Source organism: Psychrobacter okhotskensis, assembly GCF_013248965.1.
Taxonomy (GTDB): Bacteria; Pseudomonadota; Gammaproteobacteria; order Pseudomonadales; family Moraxellaceae; genus Psychrobacter; species Psychrobacter okhotskensis.
In genome coordinates this window covers 1-17,732 of the sequence record NZ_JABRVQ010000024.1, presented here as the reverse complement: position 1 = coordinate 17,732, position 17,732 = coordinate 1, and the positions used below count along the sequence as shown (strand labels likewise).

10 protein-coding genes and 1 pseudogene are annotated in these 17,732 nt (G+C 41.0%); 10 read left to right on the top strand and 1 reads right to left on the bottom strand.

What is annotated here, in order from left to right; translation table 11 throughout:
- Positions 1–374 precede the first annotated feature (374 nt).
- From sdhA to HQR03_RS11315, 10 genes are all read left to right on the top strand, one after another.
- The gene (gene sdhA / locus HQR03_RS11360; protein WP_173240241.1) at positions 375–2,225 is read left to right on the top strand and encodes a succinate dehydrogenase flavoprotein subunit; all 1,851 of its coding nucleotides are present in this window, start codon (positions 375–377) and stop codon (positions 2,223–2,225) included.
- A gap of 189 nt (positions 2,226–2,414) precedes the next feature.
- Complete coding sequence (locus HQR03_RS11355; protein ID WP_025652539.1) at positions 2,415–3,125, top strand: succinate dehydrogenase iron-sulfur subunit; 711 nt, start codon at positions 2,415–2,417, stop codon at positions 3,123–3,125.
- 940 nt (positions 3,126–4,065) lie between these two features.
- Positions 4,066–6,945 carry a 2-oxoglutarate dehydrogenase E1 component gene (locus tag HQR03_RS11350; protein WP_173240240.1) on the top strand — a complete coding sequence of 960 codons (2,880 nt, stop codon included), beginning with the start codon at positions 4,066–4,068 and terminating at the stop codon, positions 6,943–6,945.
- Between the two features lie 156 nt (positions 6,946–7,101).
- On the top strand, positions 7,102–8,361 hold the full coding sequence (gene odhB, locus HQR03_RS11345; protein ID WP_173240239.1) for a 2-oxoglutarate dehydrogenase complex dihydrolipoyllysine-residue succinyltransferase: 1,260 nt from the start codon (positions 7,102–7,104) through the stop codon (positions 8,359–8,361).
- A 203-nt stretch (positions 8,362–8,564) separates the two neighbouring features.
- A complete protein-coding gene (gene lpdA, locus HQR03_RS11340; protein WP_173240238.1) occupies positions 8,565–10,016 on the top strand; it encodes a dihydrolipoyl dehydrogenase in 1,452 nt (483 codons plus the stop codon).
- Positions 10,017–10,201: 185 nt separating this feature from the next.
- Positions 10,202–11,368 (top strand): ADP-forming succinate--CoA ligase subunit beta, encoded by a 1,167-nt coding sequence (gene sucC / locus HQR03_RS11335; RefSeq protein ID WP_173240237.1) that lies wholly within the window; start codon positions 10,202–10,204, stop codon positions 11,366–11,368.
- Between the two features lie 133 nt (positions 11,369–11,501).
- Positions 11,502–12,377, top strand: coding sequence for a succinate--CoA ligase subunit alpha (sucD, locus tag HQR03_RS11330; RefSeq protein ID WP_173240236.1), 876 nt, complete (start codon positions 11,502–11,504; stop codon positions 12,375–12,377).
- A gap of 244 nt (positions 12,378–12,621) precedes the next feature.
- Positions 12,622–14,283, top strand: coding sequence for a capsular polysaccharide synthesis protein (locus HQR03_RS11325; protein WP_173240235.1), 1,662 nt, complete (start codon positions 12,622–12,624; stop codon positions 14,281–14,283).
- 68 nt (positions 14,284–14,351) lie between these two features.
- Positions 14,352–17,402 carry a CDP-glycerol glycerophosphotransferase family protein gene (locus HQR03_RS11320; RefSeq protein ID WP_173240234.1) on the top strand — a complete coding sequence of 1,017 codons (3,051 nt, stop codon included), beginning with the start codon at positions 14,352–14,354 and terminating at the stop codon, positions 17,400–17,402.
- Between the two features lie 77 nt (positions 17,403–17,479).
- Entirely contained in the window at positions 17,480–17,638 is a 159-nt protein-coding gene (locus HQR03_RS11315; RefSeq protein ID WP_173240233.1) for a hypothetical protein, read from the top strand.
- On the opposite strand, the pseudogene HQR03_RS14450 reads toward HQR03_RS11315, so the two are convergent.
- Positions 17,629–17,732, bottom strand: a pseudogene (locus tag HQR03_RS14450) (IS30 family transposase); the annotation flags it as partial. The gene HQR03_RS11315 and the pseudogene HQR03_RS14450 sit on opposite strands and share 10 nt — an antisense overlap.

Genomic DNA, 17,732 nt, shown 5'->3' with positions numbered 1-17,732 from the left:
TAATTCAGGTTTTACAAACGAAGCTAGATTCTACAAAATAAGCTAGGCTTTAAAAATAAGGATGGACTGCTTGGTCAGTTTTATAGACGGTTAAAGTCTTTAAGAGCAGTCTTTCAGTAGCCATATAATAGTCACGAGTTTCAATTGTTTTTGGCTGAGACAGTCGCTTATATGAGGGTGAATATAAGTCAACTTTGCCAGACACGACGATGACTATGCACATTTTAGTAAGTGGTTTGAGGTGGTTTACCTCGTCAATTTTAAGTGGTTTGCTTGATTAGACAGAATAGACGTTCAATCAGCCAACTACCGTGACGTAATAAGTAACCCTTGTATTTACTTCGCAAGCATTAACAGGCATTAGGAAAACCGTAATGGCAACTAGACAAGATAATACCATTAGTAATATTAAGACCCTAAACTACGATGCCGTCATCGTTGGTGGTGGTGGCTCAGGTATGCGTGCGTCACTACATTTGGCCGAAGCGGGCATGAATGTGGCGGTCATTACCAAAGTATTCCCGACCCGTTCGCACACGGTTGCCGCTCAAGGTGGTATCGGTGCAAGTTTGGGTAACATGAGCAATGACAACTGGCACTTTCACTTTTATGACACCGTTAAAGGGTCAGATTGGTTGGGTGACCAAGACGCTATCGAATATATGTGCCGTGAAGCGCCAAAAGTGGTGTATGAGCTTGAGCACATGGGCATGCCGTTTGACCGTAATGAGGATGGCACGATTTATCAGCGCCCATTCGGTGGTCATACTTCTAACTATGGTGAAAAAGCTGTACAACGTGCTTGTGCTGCGGCTGACCGTACGGGTCACGCACTATTGCATACCCTTTATCAAAAAAACTTAGAGCAAGGTACTCAATTCTTTATTGAGTGGATTGCCCTTGATTTAATCAAAGATGAAGCCGGTAATATCAACGGTGTGGTCGCGCTTGAGCAAGAAACAGGGACGGTTGCGGTATTCCAGTCACCAATTACTGTTTTGGCAACTGGCGGCGCTGGTCGTATCTTTGAAGCCTCTACCAACGCTTATATCAATACTGGTGACGGTATCGGTATGGCAGTTCGTGCTGGCGTGCCACTTCAGGATATGGAATTCTGGCAGTTCCACCCAACGGGTGTGGCTGGTGCGGGCGTTCTATTGACGGAAGGTTGCCGCGGTGAAGGTGCTATCTTGCGTAATAAAGATGGTGAAGCCTTTATGGAGCGTTATGCGCCAACCGTAAAAGACTTGGCACCACGTGATTTGGTTTCGCGCTCTATGGATCAAGAAATCAAAGAAGGCCGTGGTTGTGGTCCGAATGCAGACTATATCGTTATGGATATGACGCATTTGGGTGTTGAAACCATCATGAAGCGTTTGCCATCAGTCTTTGAGATTGGTAAAAACTTTGCGAACGTCGATATCACCAAAGAGCCTATCCCTGTTATTCCAACCATTCACTATATGATGGGCGGTATTCCGACGACGATTCATGGTCAAGTTATCACGCCAGATTTAGACGCGGAGACGGATGAAGACGGCCTATATACCAAAGGCAATGTCGTTAAAGGGTTGTATGCTATTGGCGAATGTGCTTGTGTCAGTGTCCATGGTGCCAACCGTTTAGGAACCAATTCACTGCTCGATTTGTTGGTATTCGGTCGGGCAGCAGGTAAGCATATCGTTGATGAATTCCATCATGCCGATCACAACTACAAGCCGCTTGATCCACGCGTTCTTGATTTTACCGTGAAGCGTTTAGACAAGTTACAACAGTCTACTGAAGGCTATAATGCTCAAGACGTTGCAGACGAGATTCGTGCCGTGATGCAAAAGCATGCTAGCGTATTCCGTACCCAAGCCATGATGGACGAAGGTGTTGAGAAAATCTTAGCGCTGGGTGACAAAATTGACCAAATCCATTTATCTGATAAATCACAAGTGTTCAACACCGCTCGTATTGAAGCATTTGAAGTCGCAAACCTTTACGAAGTGGCTAAAGCAACCATGATCTCAGCGGCTAACCGTCACGAAAGTCGCGGTGCCCACAGTGTGTCAGATTATGACCGCCCAGAAGATGATGACTATGCACCAAACGGTCGTAACGATCATGACTGGATGAAGCATACACTTTGGTACTCTGAAGGCAATCGCATTGTTTATAAGCCTGTTCGTAAAGTACCGCTGACTGTTGACTATATCGAGCCAAAAGTTCGCGTCTATTAAGTCTAGACTGCGCGGCTTTTATATCTGTTATATAAAAGCCGCGCAAACGTTCTATCCCTTATTAATTTATTAAAAAGGTGACCGCCAGCTACATGCTCATGCCAGCGCTGTAATAAAGAGAGACCCTCTAGCGCTGACATGCGGCAACCTTTGTATGCCCGCCATCACCTACGTGTGGAGTTTAGCATTATGAGCCGAGGTACTCGCACCATCGAAATCTATCGCTACGATCCTGACTTGGACGCAGCGCCGCGCATGCAAACTTATACGATTGAGCTACTAGACTCAGATCGTATGTTGCTTGACGTGTTATTACGCCTAAAAAAGGAAGATGAAACCATCACCTTCCGTCGCTCTTGCCGTGAAGGCATTTGTGGCTCTGACGGCATGAATATTAATGGTAAAAACGGTTTAGCCTGTTTGTTAAACATGAACACGCTACCCGAAAAAATTACTATTCGTCCGTTACCAGGTTTGCCTGTTGTGCGTGATTTGGTTGTCGATATGAACCAATTCTACGAGCAGTACGAAAAAGTACACCCGTACTTAATTAATGATCAGCCTGCACCGCCAACGGAGCGTTTACAGTCACCTGAACAACGTGAAAAGCTAAACGGTCTGTATGAATGTATCCTATGTGCGTGCTGCTCAACCAGCTGCCCATCATTCTGGTGGAATCCTGATAAGTTCTTAGGCCCATCAGCACTATTACACGCTTATCGCTTTGTTGCTGATAGCCGTGATGGTGATACGCAAGCACGTTTAGCACGTTTGGACGATCCATTCAGCCTATTCCGCTGCCGTGGTATCATGAACTGTGTTTCAGTTTGTCCAAAAGGCTTAAACCCTACCAAGGCAATCGGTCATCTACGTAACATGCTGATTGATCAAGCAGGTTAAACGGGTTCATTGTTGCATGGTTGTATGCACACATCATCACGAAACACCGTCTCATTATTAGGCGGTGTTTTTTATTGAACAAATTTGCATAGTGATAGAATGTGTCGTGATCGAATGCAAGCGAGGTTTTTCTGATTGCTATCTAACTTGCTATTTAAGAAGACAGCCATCATATATTTTAAAGGACGATACGAGGCGCGAAAAAACGTTGCTTCTTACCGTTGTAAGACCAAAAAATATTATAGATAGTAGAGTTTTTCATCAAAAAAGCAGGAAATAACTGGTCAAAAGTAAGGCAGTATTAACAATACGTTGGTGGTATGTAAGAAGATGAGTTATATGAGCAAACTCTCTATATAATTACCAATAGAAATGTACGAAGTGGGAGGTCTATAATAGATATTCATTATGTAAATACCTACTATTGAGCAAACAAACTATGTCATGCGGGGTACGCATGCTAAGCTATACAGCAATGTATGTTTGTCAAAAAAGACGGTAAATATCTCTCATACAAAAACATTTCAGCGAAAATAGCCAGTTTATAGGCTAGCTGAACGATAGGATGTTTACCAAAGATATTACCATTAATGAATTGGTTATAGCTGATAGCAGTATATATAAATTAATGTTGTGAAACGAGTCTGATAAGAAAACCGGACGTTCACAAATAATTTGATTGAATGACTATTATCTGAGATAAGTATTGTAGTAGCACTCGTTGTCGTTACTTGATATATGTTTTATCAATAGTGATAACGGCTTCTTTCTATAGCACGAATAACATTTAATACGAATAGAGCTTTTATATACTAAATATTAGCCATAGCAAGTCTTACTACTTAATGGTGAATTTTAAGAGTCAAAATACCGAACGTACAATGAACGACACAATAATAAGCACGATTCCATTCATTTATCTATCAAATAGACGATTATTATGAATAGTATAACTAAAGAAGCTGCAGACGTAGAACATACTGAACTGGCTGCTGATAATGCCAATTATATCGAAGCACTTTATGAGCAGTACTTAACTGACCCTACTAGTGTTGGTACCGATTGGCAAGCGTATTTTGCCCAGTATCAGTCGCCAAATGATGCTCAGCATAACGCCATCAAAGATCAGTTTTTATTGCTTTCTCGCAATCAGACGGCCAACAAGATTACCCCCGCAACCACAACGACTAGCAATGCCGCTGACTGTGCTGACCCTAAGCAAATGGGCGTACAGCAGCTGATTTCTGCTTATCGTCGCCGTGGTCATCGCCGTGCAAAATTAGATCCGTTGGATCTACATCCGCGCGCTGAAGTCGAAGATTTGACCCTTGAGTACCACAATCTCTCAGAAGCTGATTTAGACACCATTTATCCTACCAACGATTTGAATATCGGTAAGGACGAAGCACCGTTACGAGAAATTATCGAAATTATGGAGCGTGTTTATTGCCGCTACATCGGTGTCGAATATATGCACGTCACCACCAGTACCGAAAAGCGCTGGATGGAACAATATCTAGAGACCAACTTAGGTCATATCGAGTTTGACAAAGAAAAGCGTTTGTCTATTCTTGAACGTTTGACGGCAGCCGAAGGCCTAGAAAAATATCTAGCGCGTAAGTATACAGGTGTTAAGCGTTTTGGTTTAGAAGGCGGTGAAAGCTTTATTCCTGCCGTTAACGAAATTATACAGCGTGCTGGTGGCTATGGTACCAAAGAGATGGTTATTGGTATGGCGCATCGTGGACGCCTGAACTTACTCGTAAATATCTTAGGTAAAAACCCCGCTGATTTGTTTGACGAATTCGATGGCAAAGTACAGCCAGAAAAAGGCTCAGGCGACGTTAAGTATCATAATGGTTATTCATCTAACGTGATGACGCCAGGTGGCGAAGCGCATTTAGCACTGGCCTTTAACCCATCGCATCTTGAGATTGTGGCACCCGTATTACAAGGCTCAGTCCGTGCTCGTCAAGTGCGTCGCAACGACCAAGCTCGCCATGAAGGTAAAGATGGCAATTCAGTACTGCCAATCGTTATCCACGGTGATGCAGCATTTGCAGGTCAAGGTGTGGTGCAAGAGACCTTCCAGATGTCACAAACTCGCGCTTATACCACTGGTGGTACGGTACATATCGTCATTAATAACCAAGTCGGCTTTACGACCAGTCGTCAAGAAGATTTGCGTTCGACAGAGTACTGTACTGATGTGGCGAAAATGGTACATGCGCCCATTCTACATGTGAATGGTGATGACCCTGAGTCTGTCGTATTTGCCGCTCAATTAGCCTTAGATTACCGTCATGAGTTTGATAAAGACATTATCATTGATCTGTTCTGCTATCGTCGTAATGGCCACAATGAAGCGGACGAGCCGTCAGCGACTCAGCCATTGATGTATGCAGTCATCAAACAGCTACCAACGACCCGCACTCTCTATGCCCAGCAGTTAATTGAAGCGGGTATTATTAGTGAAGAAGAAGCGAAAAGTTACGAAGATTCTTACCGCGAATCGTTAGATCGTGGCGATTATGTGGTGAATTCTTTGGTCAGTGATCCTGATGAAGCGCTTTTTGTCGATTGGAAACCCTATCTAGGTCATGACCTCGTCGATGACTGGGACACCAGTGTCGATATCGAAACTCTTAAAGGCTACGGTCGCCGTATGGCTGAAATGCCTGAAGGCTACAAGTTACAGCGCCAAGTTCAAAAGATGGTCGATCAGCGTCTAGCGATGCAGACTGGCGAAGAGCCGCTGAACTGGGGCGCTGCTGAAACGTTGGCTTATGCCTCACTGGTTGATAATGATGGTGTATTAGTACGCATTACTGGCGAAGATGTCGGCCGTGGTACTTTCTCGCATCGTCATAGTGAAATTTATAACGTCAATGACGGTAGCATGTATGTGCCACTTGCGCATATGAGTGAAAAACAAGCGCGTTTTGCCACTTATAACTCACTATTATCAGAAGAAGCAGTATTGGCCTTTGAGTATGGCTATGCCACGACTGTACCAAACGCATTGATCGTTTGGGAAGCGCAGTTTGGTGACTTCGTCAACGGTGCGCAAGTGGTGATTGACCAGTTCATCTCAAGTGGCGAGACCAAATGGCAGCGTGTTTGTGGTCTAACCATGCTGTTACCGCATGGCTATGAAGGTCAAGGCCCAGAGCATTCATCTGCCCGTCTTGAGCGCTTCTTACAGTTATGTGCCGAAGACAACATGCAAGTGATTACGCCAACGACGCCGGCACAGATTTATCATGCGCTACGTCGTCAAGCCATACGTCCAATTCGCAAACCATTGATCGTCATGTCACCGAAGAGCTTGCTACGTCATAAGCTTGCCACGTCAAATCTAGAAGAGTTGGCCGTTGGTAAGTTTGAGACGGTTATCTCAGAGATGGATGATCACAATGCAGATAAAGTAACTCGTATGGTGCTATGTGGCGGCAAGGTTTATTATGACTTGTTAGAGCAGCGCCGTGCATTGGGTCTAGAGCATGTGGCTATTGTACGTATTGAGCAGCTTTATCCGTTGCCAGAAGAGCGTTTGATTGCTGAGATTGAAAAATATAGCAATCTACAAGAGATCGTTTGGACGCAAGAAGAGCCGTTGAACCAAGGCGCTTGGTATTATTTGGCACCGCATATGTTCCGTATTGTCGTACCGCATCCAACCAAGGCAAAAGTCATGGAGCCGGTAGCACGTCCTCCTAGTGCCGCACCTGCGACGGGCTCACCCAAATTACATGCTCAGCAGCAACAAGCATTGATTGCCGGTGGTCTTGGCATCAGTGTCGATGAGTTGTCAAAGTAATAGCTTATATCAGTAACAGTTTATAAAAGACACATGAATTAGGCGATGACAGTCAGTACCTAGCAATACCATATGAGTAACGCGATTGAAAACGGTATTGACTGCCCATCACGACTTAATAATAAATATGAATATCCAAATCTAAGGAGTATATCGATGGCTGATATTAAAGCCCCCGTTTTTCCAGAATCGGTTGCCGATGGCACAATCGTTGAATGGCATGTCACTGAAGGTCAACAAGTTAATCGTGATGACCTATTGGCTGAAATTGAAACCGATAAAGTTGTCCTCGAAGTCGTAGCGCCTGATGATGGTGTGGTGACTAAAATCGTTAAGCAAGTTGACGACACTGTGTTATCTGATGAGTTAATTGCAGAGTTCGAAGCGGGTGCAAGCGGTAGTGCAGATGCCGGTTCTAGCTCAAATGACGCTCCAGCTGTCAATCCAGATCAGCCAGCTGCGCCAGTACAAGCCAAGCAAAGTACTGACGGCGGTGAGCCAGTACAAGCGACTGACAAAAAAGACGAAGCTGACCATAAAGATCAAAGCCCAGCAGTGCGTAAAGCGGCAAAAGAAAGCGGCGTAGATCCTAAAAACGTCGAAGGTAGTGGTCGCGGCGGTCGTGTGACCAAAACTGACATGTCAAATCCAACGCTTAAAGCAGACATCTCTATCAAGTCTGATAGTGGTCGTCCAGTCGCCGAATCGACGGGTGAGCGTACTGAAAAACGTGTTCCGATGACGCGTCTACGTAAGCGTGTGGCTGAGCGTCTATTATCAGCGACGCAAGAGACTGCAATGCTGACGACGTTTAACGAAGTCAACATGAAGCCATTGATGGACATGCGTACCAAATATAAAGACCAATTCGAAAAACGTCATGGTGTGCGCCTAGGCTTTATGTCATTGTTTGTCAAAGCAGCGACTGAGGCTCTTAAACGCTACCCAGCAGTGAACGCGTCACTAGACGGTGATGATATTGTTTATCATGGTTTCTATGATATCGGTGTTGCGGTATCGTCTGATCGTGGTCTAGTGGTTCCAGTACTACGTGATACCGATCGCATGAGCATGGCAGATGTCGAAGCCAAAATCCGTGAGCTTGGCGGTAAAGCACAAGAAGGTAAGCTTGGTTTGGACGAGATGACTGGTGGTACATTTACCATCTCTAACGGTGGTGTCTTTGGCTCATTGATGTCAACGCCTATCTTGAACCCACCACAAACTGCTATCTTGGGTATGCATGCTATCAATGATCGCCCGATGGCGGTTAATGGTGAGGTTAAAATCCTACCAATGATGTATCTCGCGTTATCTTATGACCATCGTATGATTGATGGTAAAGAAGCGGTACAGTTCTTAGTTACCTTAAAAGATTTGGTCGAAGACCCAACCATGCTGCTATTAGACCTGTAAGCTTCTAAGCTTGTATTGGCAACCGCCGATACAAGCTTTTTAACTTTGGTGTAAGTGATTATTATTTGTCGATAAATAAATAAAGGGTTTCACTCAAATAACGTATTGGTTATGGAGTGAGGTCTTCATCAGTTTATCAAAAATACAATCAATCACTTAAATCCTAAATAAAACTAGAAAGACATTAAAAATAGGAACGTACTATGAAAGATAATTATGATCTAGTCGTTATCGGCGGCGGTCCTGGTGGTTACGAAGCAGCGATTCGTGCAGGGCAGCTTGGTATGAGCGTTGCTTGTATCGAAAAACGTGTTTATAAAGGTGAGCCTGCTCTTGGCGGTACTTGCTTAAACGTTGGTTGTATCCCATCAAAAGCCCTACTTGATAGTTCGCATCGTTATGAAGCGACCAAGCATGATCTTGAAGAACATGGTATTAGCACTGGCGACGTCGCTATCGATATCGAGCAAATGATTGCTCGCAAAGAAGGTATCGTTAAGCAATTGACTGGCGGTGTGGCAGCGTTATTAAAAGGTAATGGCGTTGACTGGCTACAAGGCTGGGGCACATTGGTTGATGGCAAAGGTGCTGATAAGCAAGTTAAGTTTGTCGCTTTAGAAGACGAAGCAGAAAGCACTATTACCGCTAAAAACGTGATTCTAGCGGCTGGTTCAGTACCTATTGATATCCCAGTTGCCAAAACTGACGGTGATCGTATCGTTGACTCTACTGGTGCCCTTGATTTTACCTCAGTTCCTAAGCGTCTAGGTGTTATCGGTGCTGGCGTTATCGGTCTTGAGCTCGGTTCTGTATGGCGTCGTTTGGGTAGCGAAGTTGTTGTTTATGAAGCGCTTCCAAGTTTCTTAGCAGCTGCTGACAAAGACATCGCAAAAGAAGCAGGCAAAATGCTGAAGAAGCAGGGTCTTGATATCCGTGTTGATACCAAAGTCACCAATGCTGAAGTGAAGGGCGATCAAGTTGTTGTCACGAGCGAAAATAAAGGCGAGTCATCTGAAGAGAGCTTTGACAAGCTCATCGTTTGTGTTGGTCGCCGTGCATATTCTGAGAAGTTACTTGGTGATGACAGCGGTGTGACCTTGACTGAACGCGGTTTGATCGATGTCGATGACCAGTGCAAAACCAATCTTGATGGCGTTTATGCTATTGGTGATTTAGTCCGTGGTCCAATGCTTGCGCATAAAGCAATGGAAGAGGGCATGATGGCGGTGGAGCGTATTCACGGTGAAAAAGCTCAGGTTAATTATGACACGATTATCAATGTTATCTATACCCATCCAGAAATCGCATGGGTTGGTTTGACCGAGCAAGAAGCGACTGAAGCGGGTTATGAGGTTAAGACCGGTTCATTCAACCTAGCGGCTAATGGTCGTGCCCTTGCGCAAAGCGAAGCACAAGGCTCTATTAAAGTGGTTGCTGATGCCAAAACAGACCGTCTATTAGGTATGCATGCTATCTCAGCTGGCGCCGGCGATATCGTCCATCAGGGTATGATTGCGATGGAATTCGTCTCTAGTATCGAAGATTTACAGTTGATGACGTTTGCCCATCCAACGATTTCAGAAGCGGTACATGAAGCGGCTCTATCTGCAGATGGCCGTGCTATTCACGCGATTCAGCGTAAAAAACGTAAGTAATTTTGATAGCGTTCAATAGTGTTTACAGCGCTTTTAGAAGTTTAAGTAACAAGCTATAGCCTGAGCGCGGCACCGTTTTATTATTTGCGGTGTCAGCATTTGGGTCACAAGTGCCGCAGCAGAAAATCGCTGCTGTGTACTTGTTTTCACTTTTTATTAATTGTAAAAAATAAAGGATACAATCAATGAATTTACATGAGTATCAAGCAAAAGAGCTATTAAAAAGCTACGGACTGCCCATTCAAGAAGGCATCATCGCGTATAACGGCGAAGAAGCTGCAGCTGCTTTTGATAAAACACCAACGGACATTGCGGTTATCAAAGCGCAAGTACATGCTGGTGGTCGCGGTAAAGCGGGTGGTGTTAAGCTGGTTAAGACTCGTGAAGAAGCTAAGCAAGTGGCTGAAGAGCTTATCGGTACCAATCTAGTCACGTTCCAAACTGACGCTGATGGTCAACCAGTTAATTTCGTATTGGTTGCAGAAGATATGTACCCAGTACAGACTGAACTGTATCTTGGTGCCGTTGTAGATCGTTCTACGCGTCGCGTAACCTTCATGGCATCAACCGAAGGTGGTGTTGATATCGAAGAAGTCGCTAACGAGACGCCAGAAAAAATCTTTAAAGTAAGCGTAGACCCATTAGTAGGTCTTATGCCTTACCAAGCGCGTGATGTTGCATTCAAGCTAGGTCTTGAAGGCAAGCAGATCAACCAGTTTGTAAAAATTATGACTGGTGCTTATCATGCTTTTGTCGAAAACGACTTTGCATTACTTGAAGTCAACCCGTTAGCCGTTCGCGAAAATGGCGAAATCGTCTGTGTTGATGGCAAAATCGGTATCGACTCAAACGCATTATATCGTCTACCTAAAATCGCAGCGCTACAAGACAAAACGCAAGAAAACGAGCGTGAGCTAAAAGCCGCTGAATTCGACCTAAACTACGTTGCTCTAGAAGGCAACATCGGTTGTATGGTCAACGGTGCTGGTCTTGCAATGGCTACCATGGACATAATCAAACTGTATGGCGGCAAGCCTGCTAACTTCTTGGACGTTGGCGGCGGTGCAACCAAAGATCGCGTGGTTGAAGCGTTCAAAATCATTCTAGAAGACAGCAGTGTTGAAGGTGTTCTAATCAACATCTTTGGCGGTATCGTACGTTGTGACATGATTGCAGAAGCGATTATCGCTGCCGTTAAAGAAGTCGACGTAAAAGTACCGGTCGTTGTACGCCTAGAAGGTAACAACGCTGAATTGGGCTTACAGATCTTAGAAGAATCTGGTCTGAAGCTAACGTCAGCCCAAGGCCTAGCCGATGCTGCACAAAAAATTGTCGATGCTGTTCAAGCATAAACCTATCAATTTAGGTGCTTAAACATAGTAGTCAAAGCGTGATAGTAGTTTTTAGTCAACGAGACGTGGTTAGCATTTAACGACACCTAAACGGCAAACTGCTATTGCAAGACAACCGAATAAGGAAAACATAATGAGTGTATTAATTGATAAAGATACCAAAGTATTGGTACAAGGCTTCACTGGTAAAAATGGTACGTTCCATTCTGAACAAGCGATCGAATACGGTACAAAAGTCGTTGGCGGTGTAACACCAGGTAAAGGCGGTCAAACGCATCTAGGCCTACCAGTATTTAACACGATGGCGGAAGCCATGGAAGCCACTCAAGCCGATGCTTCAGTTATCTATGTACCAGCGCCATTCGTCCTAGACTCAATCGTTGAAGCGGTAGATGCAGGCGTGAAGCTGATCGTCGTGATCACGGAAGGCGTACCAACGATCGATATGTTAAAAGCGAAGCGCTATATCGAAGAAGCAGACGGCGTCCGTATGGTTGGTCCTAACTGCCCAGGTGTTATCACGCCAGGTCAATGCAAAATCGGCATCATGCCAGGCCATATCCATCTGCCAGGTAAAGTGGGCATCATCTCACGCTCTGGTACATTGACTTATGAGGCGGTCGCTCAGACCACTAAGCTTGGTTTTGGTCAATCAACTTGTATCGGTATCGGTGGCGATCCTATCCCTGGTATGAACCAGATTGATGCGTTGAAACTGTTCCAAGATGATCCACAAACTGAAGCGATTATCCTGATCGGAGAGATCGGTGGTACTGCTGAAGAAGAAGCAGCTGCTTATATCAAAGATCATGTCACTAAACCAGTGGTTGGTTATATCGCTGGTGTTACTGCTCCTGAAGGCAAGCGTATGGGTCATGCTGGCGCTATTATCTCTGGTGGTCAAGGTACTGCTGAAGAGAAATTCAAAGCTTTTGAAGATGCTGGTATCGCATATACGCGTGACCCATCTAAACTTGGCGAAAAGCTAAAAGAAGTTACTGGTTGGTAATTCAGAATTAATTCTGTAAGGTAACTACTAAAACCACATTGAAAGATTAAGAAGGCACCCCTACAATGGGGTGTTTTTTATGTTTAATTATGTGTAAGACAACATGTGTAGAGTGTTTGTTACTGTTTAGACTCTTAAATGTAAAAATATTGAGAATGGGATAATCCAAGTCTTCAATAAGAATTTTTACTTCTGGCTAATTAAAATAATTGTTTCTAAACCCAAATATTAAAATAGGTATTATATGGCTATCATAAAAGAAATTATTTCGACTAGCGATAATGTAAAAAATGAGATCGTTGACACAAATAAAAATAACGTATTTGCATTTTGGGAGTCTAAAGATGAAATACCTGCATATTTAGAGCTTTGTAAAAAGACTTGGTATAAAAATATACCTAACTGTGAAATCCACATTATAAATTATCAGAACATTCAGTCATACATAGGTAATACCTATAATCTAACTAAGCTAAAAAAAATACCTCTAGCTATGCAGTCAGATATTATTTCGGCTGCTATATTGGAAAAGTTTGGTGGGTTGTTCTTGGATATTGACTGTATTGTAATTGACGATCTCTTTGAGATATTTAACCTAATATCTAAGGAAAAACTCATTGCCTTTGGAGTACCAAAGTCTAACTCAATTCACTTGGCAGTGCTCTACAGTTATAAACCAGAGAATCCTATCTTTAAGCTCTGGAGAATTGAGGCTCAAAGAAAATTAGAAAATATTGATGATAGTTATCGTTGGGATTATTTTGGTAATGCTATTGTTAACCCTTTACTAAAAAGTAACTTATATAATGATAAATATTATATTATTGAACGTTCAATCAGTGGCAACATATTAGAGTCTACAGTATTAATGGGAGCCAACTATGATACGGTTATGGAAGATTATAAGAACTTTTATTTTAATGAGTACCTATCGTTAAGGCCCGAGGTTCTTTCTTTAGTAAAATGTGGAGTTATATCATTACATAATTCTTGGACGCCTCATCAATATAAAAATATTAGAGATATAGACATCTTTGTAGAATGTAAAATTCCTATAGTAGATATTTTAGAGTTTGCTATGAAAAATAATAGGAAATTTAATCACAACGCTCTACCTCTATTAGAAGCATTTCTCATTGATGAACTATCTAGAAAGGAAATAGTTTATAAAAGTAAGTACTTTAAAGGAATGCTAGTTTTAGATTTTAAAGTGAATAGTATAGATTTTGCATTTGATATTATTGAAAACGAAGATGGCATTGGTGTCTTTTTAGTATTGAGAGATACTAATAACTCAGAAGAAATAAAGAATATATTATCGAAATATTTGAATTATAATGATTTTCACGGCAATAGAATTGAAATAATAGATATTATAGATAAAAACAGAGCGCTTGAGAAAATATTGGATATCTATGAATTAATAAGCAAAATAAAATTCTTGAGAAAAACAGGTATGAGTTTTTTTAATAAAAACCTTATAGAAGATAATGTATTTATTAATTTAAATTCCTTTTCCATATATGGAAATATTCTATTTATAGATGGAGTTTGCATACCTATAGGTGAATATATAGTGGATTATAGTGATATAGAATACACGTTATTAATAAAAGGTAAAAGTGTATACAGAAGATCCCTAGCTAAAGATAATAAACCTGAGCTTTCAGATAAATACTCAGATAGTTATAATGTTTCTTACGATAAATGTTGGTTTACTACGTATGGCTATAAGGGTATTAATATATCTGATATTGAAAAAGGTGAATATATATTAGAGATTGAAATAAGAGTAAAAGATTTTACCAAAACTCAAATTATTAAGTCAGGTGTGAATATATCAAGCAACAGTAAAGGATATAATTTTGTATCAGATTCTGTATCTAATAAAATTAGCATTTACTAATACATTTCCAGTCCATAAATTTTCCATAATTTTTTAGTATGAATATTTTATCGTAGTGAGAAAAAGATATGAAAGTCCAAAGTAGTATTTTGAATGCTTTACCTATGAACGAGGAAAGTAAAGAAGTTTTAATTCGTAGAGTGAATAAGCTTCTGAAAGATCCAAAAGGTTTTTTGCAGGGTTCATATAATAAGCGCAGCGCACAGGTAGTAAGTAAGACACCTATCAAACATAGAGGTGATAATAACTTTACAGTAGTATCAGCGGTTTATAATGTTGAAAAATATTTAGATGATTATTTTAAGAGCTTGGTTAATCAAAGTCTAAGCTTCAAGAGGCATATTTACCTTGTTTTAATAGATGATGGCTCTACCGATAGTTCAGCCGACATTATAAAAAAATGGCAAGATAAATTTCCAAATAACATTAAGTATATGTATAAAGAAAATGGAGGCCAAGCTTCTGCCCGCAATATAGGTCTACAATACGTTGATACGGATTGGGTAACCTTTATAGATCCTGATGACTTTGTAAATAGTCAGTATTTTAAGGTTATTGATGACAATCTAATCAACAATAAAGACGTCTATGCTGTTGGCTGTAGTTTAGAGTTATATTTAGAGAGTGGTAGAGTAATAAAAAACACTCACCCGTTAAAGTATAAATTCAACAGTAAAAATAAAAAACATTTGATATCTAATCTGGATAGAAATATTCAAATGAGCGCTTCTTCGACTGTTTTCAAGGTCAATGAAAGTATAAGAAATGGTTACTGTCGTTTCAATGACAAAATCAAACCTAATTTTGAAGACGCTAAATTTATAGCGGATTACTTTTTGTATAACTATGATAAAGAAATAATATTTATAGGAAATGCTAAATACTATTATCGGAAACGCGAAGATGGCAGCTCAACATTAGATAACTCTTGGAAAAATGTAGAGCTTTTCGATGATGTTTTTGAGTTTGGCTTGATCCCTATGCTTAAAAGTTATCAATCAGAATTCAACTTTGTACCCAAAAATATTCAATGGATGGCTATCTATCATATTTCTTGGTATTTTGGGCGATTGATCAATAAAAATCATAACCATAGCATATTGAGTAAAAAGGAAGAGACTAAGTTTTTACAACTCCTAGATACTGTATTTTCAATGATAAGTAGTCAAACCATCATGGAGTTTAATCTTGCTGGTCTCTGGTTTGTACATAAAGTAGGGATGTTGGGTAGCTTTAAGCAAGAAAAGCCTTCTTTTCAGATAATCTATATAAATAATATTGATAGAGAAAAAAAGCAAATATTGCTCTCTTATTTTACTTACTTTGATGTTTCATGCTCGTTTCGATTAAACGATGCGGATGTTACTCCTCAGTATGAGAAAATAGTCAAACATACCTTTATCAACCAACTTTTTGCTCAAGAGAGGAGATGTTGGATTGCTTTCGACAACGAAGAAAGTTTATTTACGGTTGCACTAGATAATGAAGACGCTCGCATAACTCTAAAAAATAAGCAGTACAAGAGTGGTGTTTCCATAAAGCATATCCTTAAAGCTTTTGAGCCTTCGTTACACTATCAGACTGATGGTAGTTGGCTATTGATGGACCGAGTAACTCAAGCAGACGATAACGCAGAACATTTATATCGTTACCTTATGGATAATTATCCTGAGCAGCGCTGTTATTTTGCTTTGAGCAGAAGCTCTACGGATTGGATGAGGCTACAAAATGAAGGCTTTAACTTAGTTGAGTTTGCTACAGAAGAGTTCGAGCGTCAGCTACGTAAAGCGTCTAAGATTATTAGTAGTCATCTGGATAAACCCATAAATAACTACTTTGGTGATCAGTACGACTACAGTAAAAAATTCGTCTTTTTGCAGCATGGTGTCATCAAGGATGATTTATCAAGTTGGTTCAATACTAAAAAGAATCTAAGCTGTATTATTACAACGACTAGGCCCGAGTATCACTCCTTGATTGATGAGAATAGCTACTATAATTTTACTAAGAAAGAGGTTGCACTGACAGGATTACCTCGTCACGATGCTTTACTGAAAAATAATCAATCTGAGAGTAAGCAACTTCTAGTAATGCCGACTTGGCGTGATTCAGTAGTAGGTAATATTGTAGCTGGTGGTAAAGATAGAACTATTAATGATGATTTCATGCAGACCAGTTACGCGCAACATTGGTATGAGCTATTACATAGTGAGCCGTTCAAAAAATTAGTGAAGGAGTATGGCTATGAGGTTGTTTTTGCGCCTCATATTAATATTGCTCCTTATATTGAAATGCTAGCGATACCCAGCTATATTCAAGTCTGGCAAGCGAATAAAGCCACAACTAGTATGCAGCAGCTTTTTCAACAATCAAAGCTCATGATTACTGATTATTCTTCAGTAGCGTTCGAGATGGGGCTGTTAGGAAAGACGACTTTTTACTATCAGTTTGACAAAGATGAGGTATTCTCTGGTGGCCATACCTATCAGCAGGGTTATTTTGATTATGAAGTAGATGGATTTGGTCCAGTCGTGATCGATCAAGAGTCATTAATTGCTACGCTTGAAGATGTACTACAGAACGAAGGTGAGCCATTAGCGCCTTATGAGACAAGAATACAAGAAACTTTTGCTTTTCGAGATACCAATAATTGTCAACGTGTGCATGAAGCTATTTTGGATCTCGATCGTCCTGATATATCAGAAGTTTCTGTTGATACGATTATGGAGTATGCACAGCAAGCCATAACTCATGAGGCTTGCGATCTTGCACTGGAACGTATTGAGAATGCTTTACAGCATTCAGATATTACTCAAGCGCAATTAGAGCAAATTACGCCAATTAAAGAGCAAGTCATTCAGACTGGCTATCAAGATCAGCCTGTAAAACTAGCCAATGTCCTATGGCAAGAAAAGCGTTTAGAAGCTGCACTAGAAGTTTTGAAGCAAGTAGAGTCTTCGCAAATTACTGATGAGCTACTACGTCTAAAAGTAAAGCTCTCTATCTTAAATGACAATTTTGTATTGGCACGTGATTCACAGAAGCTATTACTTGAAAATTACAAAGATACTTGCACTACTGATGATTGGCAGTTTTATACGCAGTTAGTAAATACTTAAAACTTTCATAAACTCTAAAAATATTTTCTTATTTGAGCATCGTGACTTACACAACCAGTATTAGTTGAGAATTTTTAATGAAAGAACAAGTCTATATAGCCACAAATGGCGTAAAAGTGAAGTATAAACACAAACCGAGTAAATATGATTATAATCACATTATTTTTGTTTTCTCAGGGTTTTTAAATGCTAATCCTGGAAACTATGATTTTTTAAATGCTTGGATTCAACATTGAAGTGCAACGCACCCGAAGCTAGATTTTACCTCAAGAGGCGTTCTAAACCCTAGCACCTTTCTAGGTCGATTATTTAAACTGTCTTCAATCGACT

What these genes read in the sequence shown, in the direction of transcription:
- sdhA (WP_173240241.1), top strand. Translation starts at nt 375, where the DNA reads ATGGCAACTAGACAAGATAATACCATTAGTAATATTAAGACCCTAAAC.
- HQR03_RS11355 (WP_025652539.1), top strand. Translation starts at nt 2,415, where the DNA reads ATGAGCCGAGGTACTCGCACCATCGAAATCTATCGCTACGATCCTGAC.
- HQR03_RS11350 (WP_173240240.1), top strand. Translation starts at nt 4,066, where the DNA reads ATGAATAGTATAACTAAAGAAGCTGCAGACGTAGAACATACTGAACTG.
- odhB (WP_173240239.1), top strand. Translation starts at nt 7,102, where the DNA reads ATGGCTGATATTAAAGCCCCCGTTTTTCCAGAATCGGTTGCCGATGGC.
- lpdA (WP_173240238.1), top strand. Translation starts at nt 8,565, where the DNA reads ATGAAAGATAATTATGATCTAGTCGTTATCGGCGGCGGTCCTGGTGGT.
- sucC (WP_173240237.1), top strand. Translation starts at nt 10,202, where the DNA reads ATGAATTTACATGAGTATCAAGCAAAAGAGCTATTAAAAAGCTACGGA.
- sucD (WP_173240236.1), top strand. Translation starts at nt 11,502, where the DNA reads ATGAGTGTATTAATTGATAAAGATACCAAAGTATTGGTACAAGGCTTC.
- HQR03_RS11325 (WP_173240235.1), top strand. Translation starts at nt 12,622, where the DNA reads ATGGCTATCATAAAAGAAATTATTTCGACTAGCGATAATGTAAAAAAT.
- HQR03_RS11320 (WP_173240234.1), top strand. Translation starts at nt 14,352, where the DNA reads ATGAAAGTCCAAAGTAGTATTTTGAATGCTTTACCTATGAACGAGGAA.
- HQR03_RS11315 (WP_173240233.1), top strand. Translation starts at nt 17,480, where the DNA reads ATGAAAGAACAAGTCTATATAGCCACAAATGGCGTAAAAGTGAAGTAT.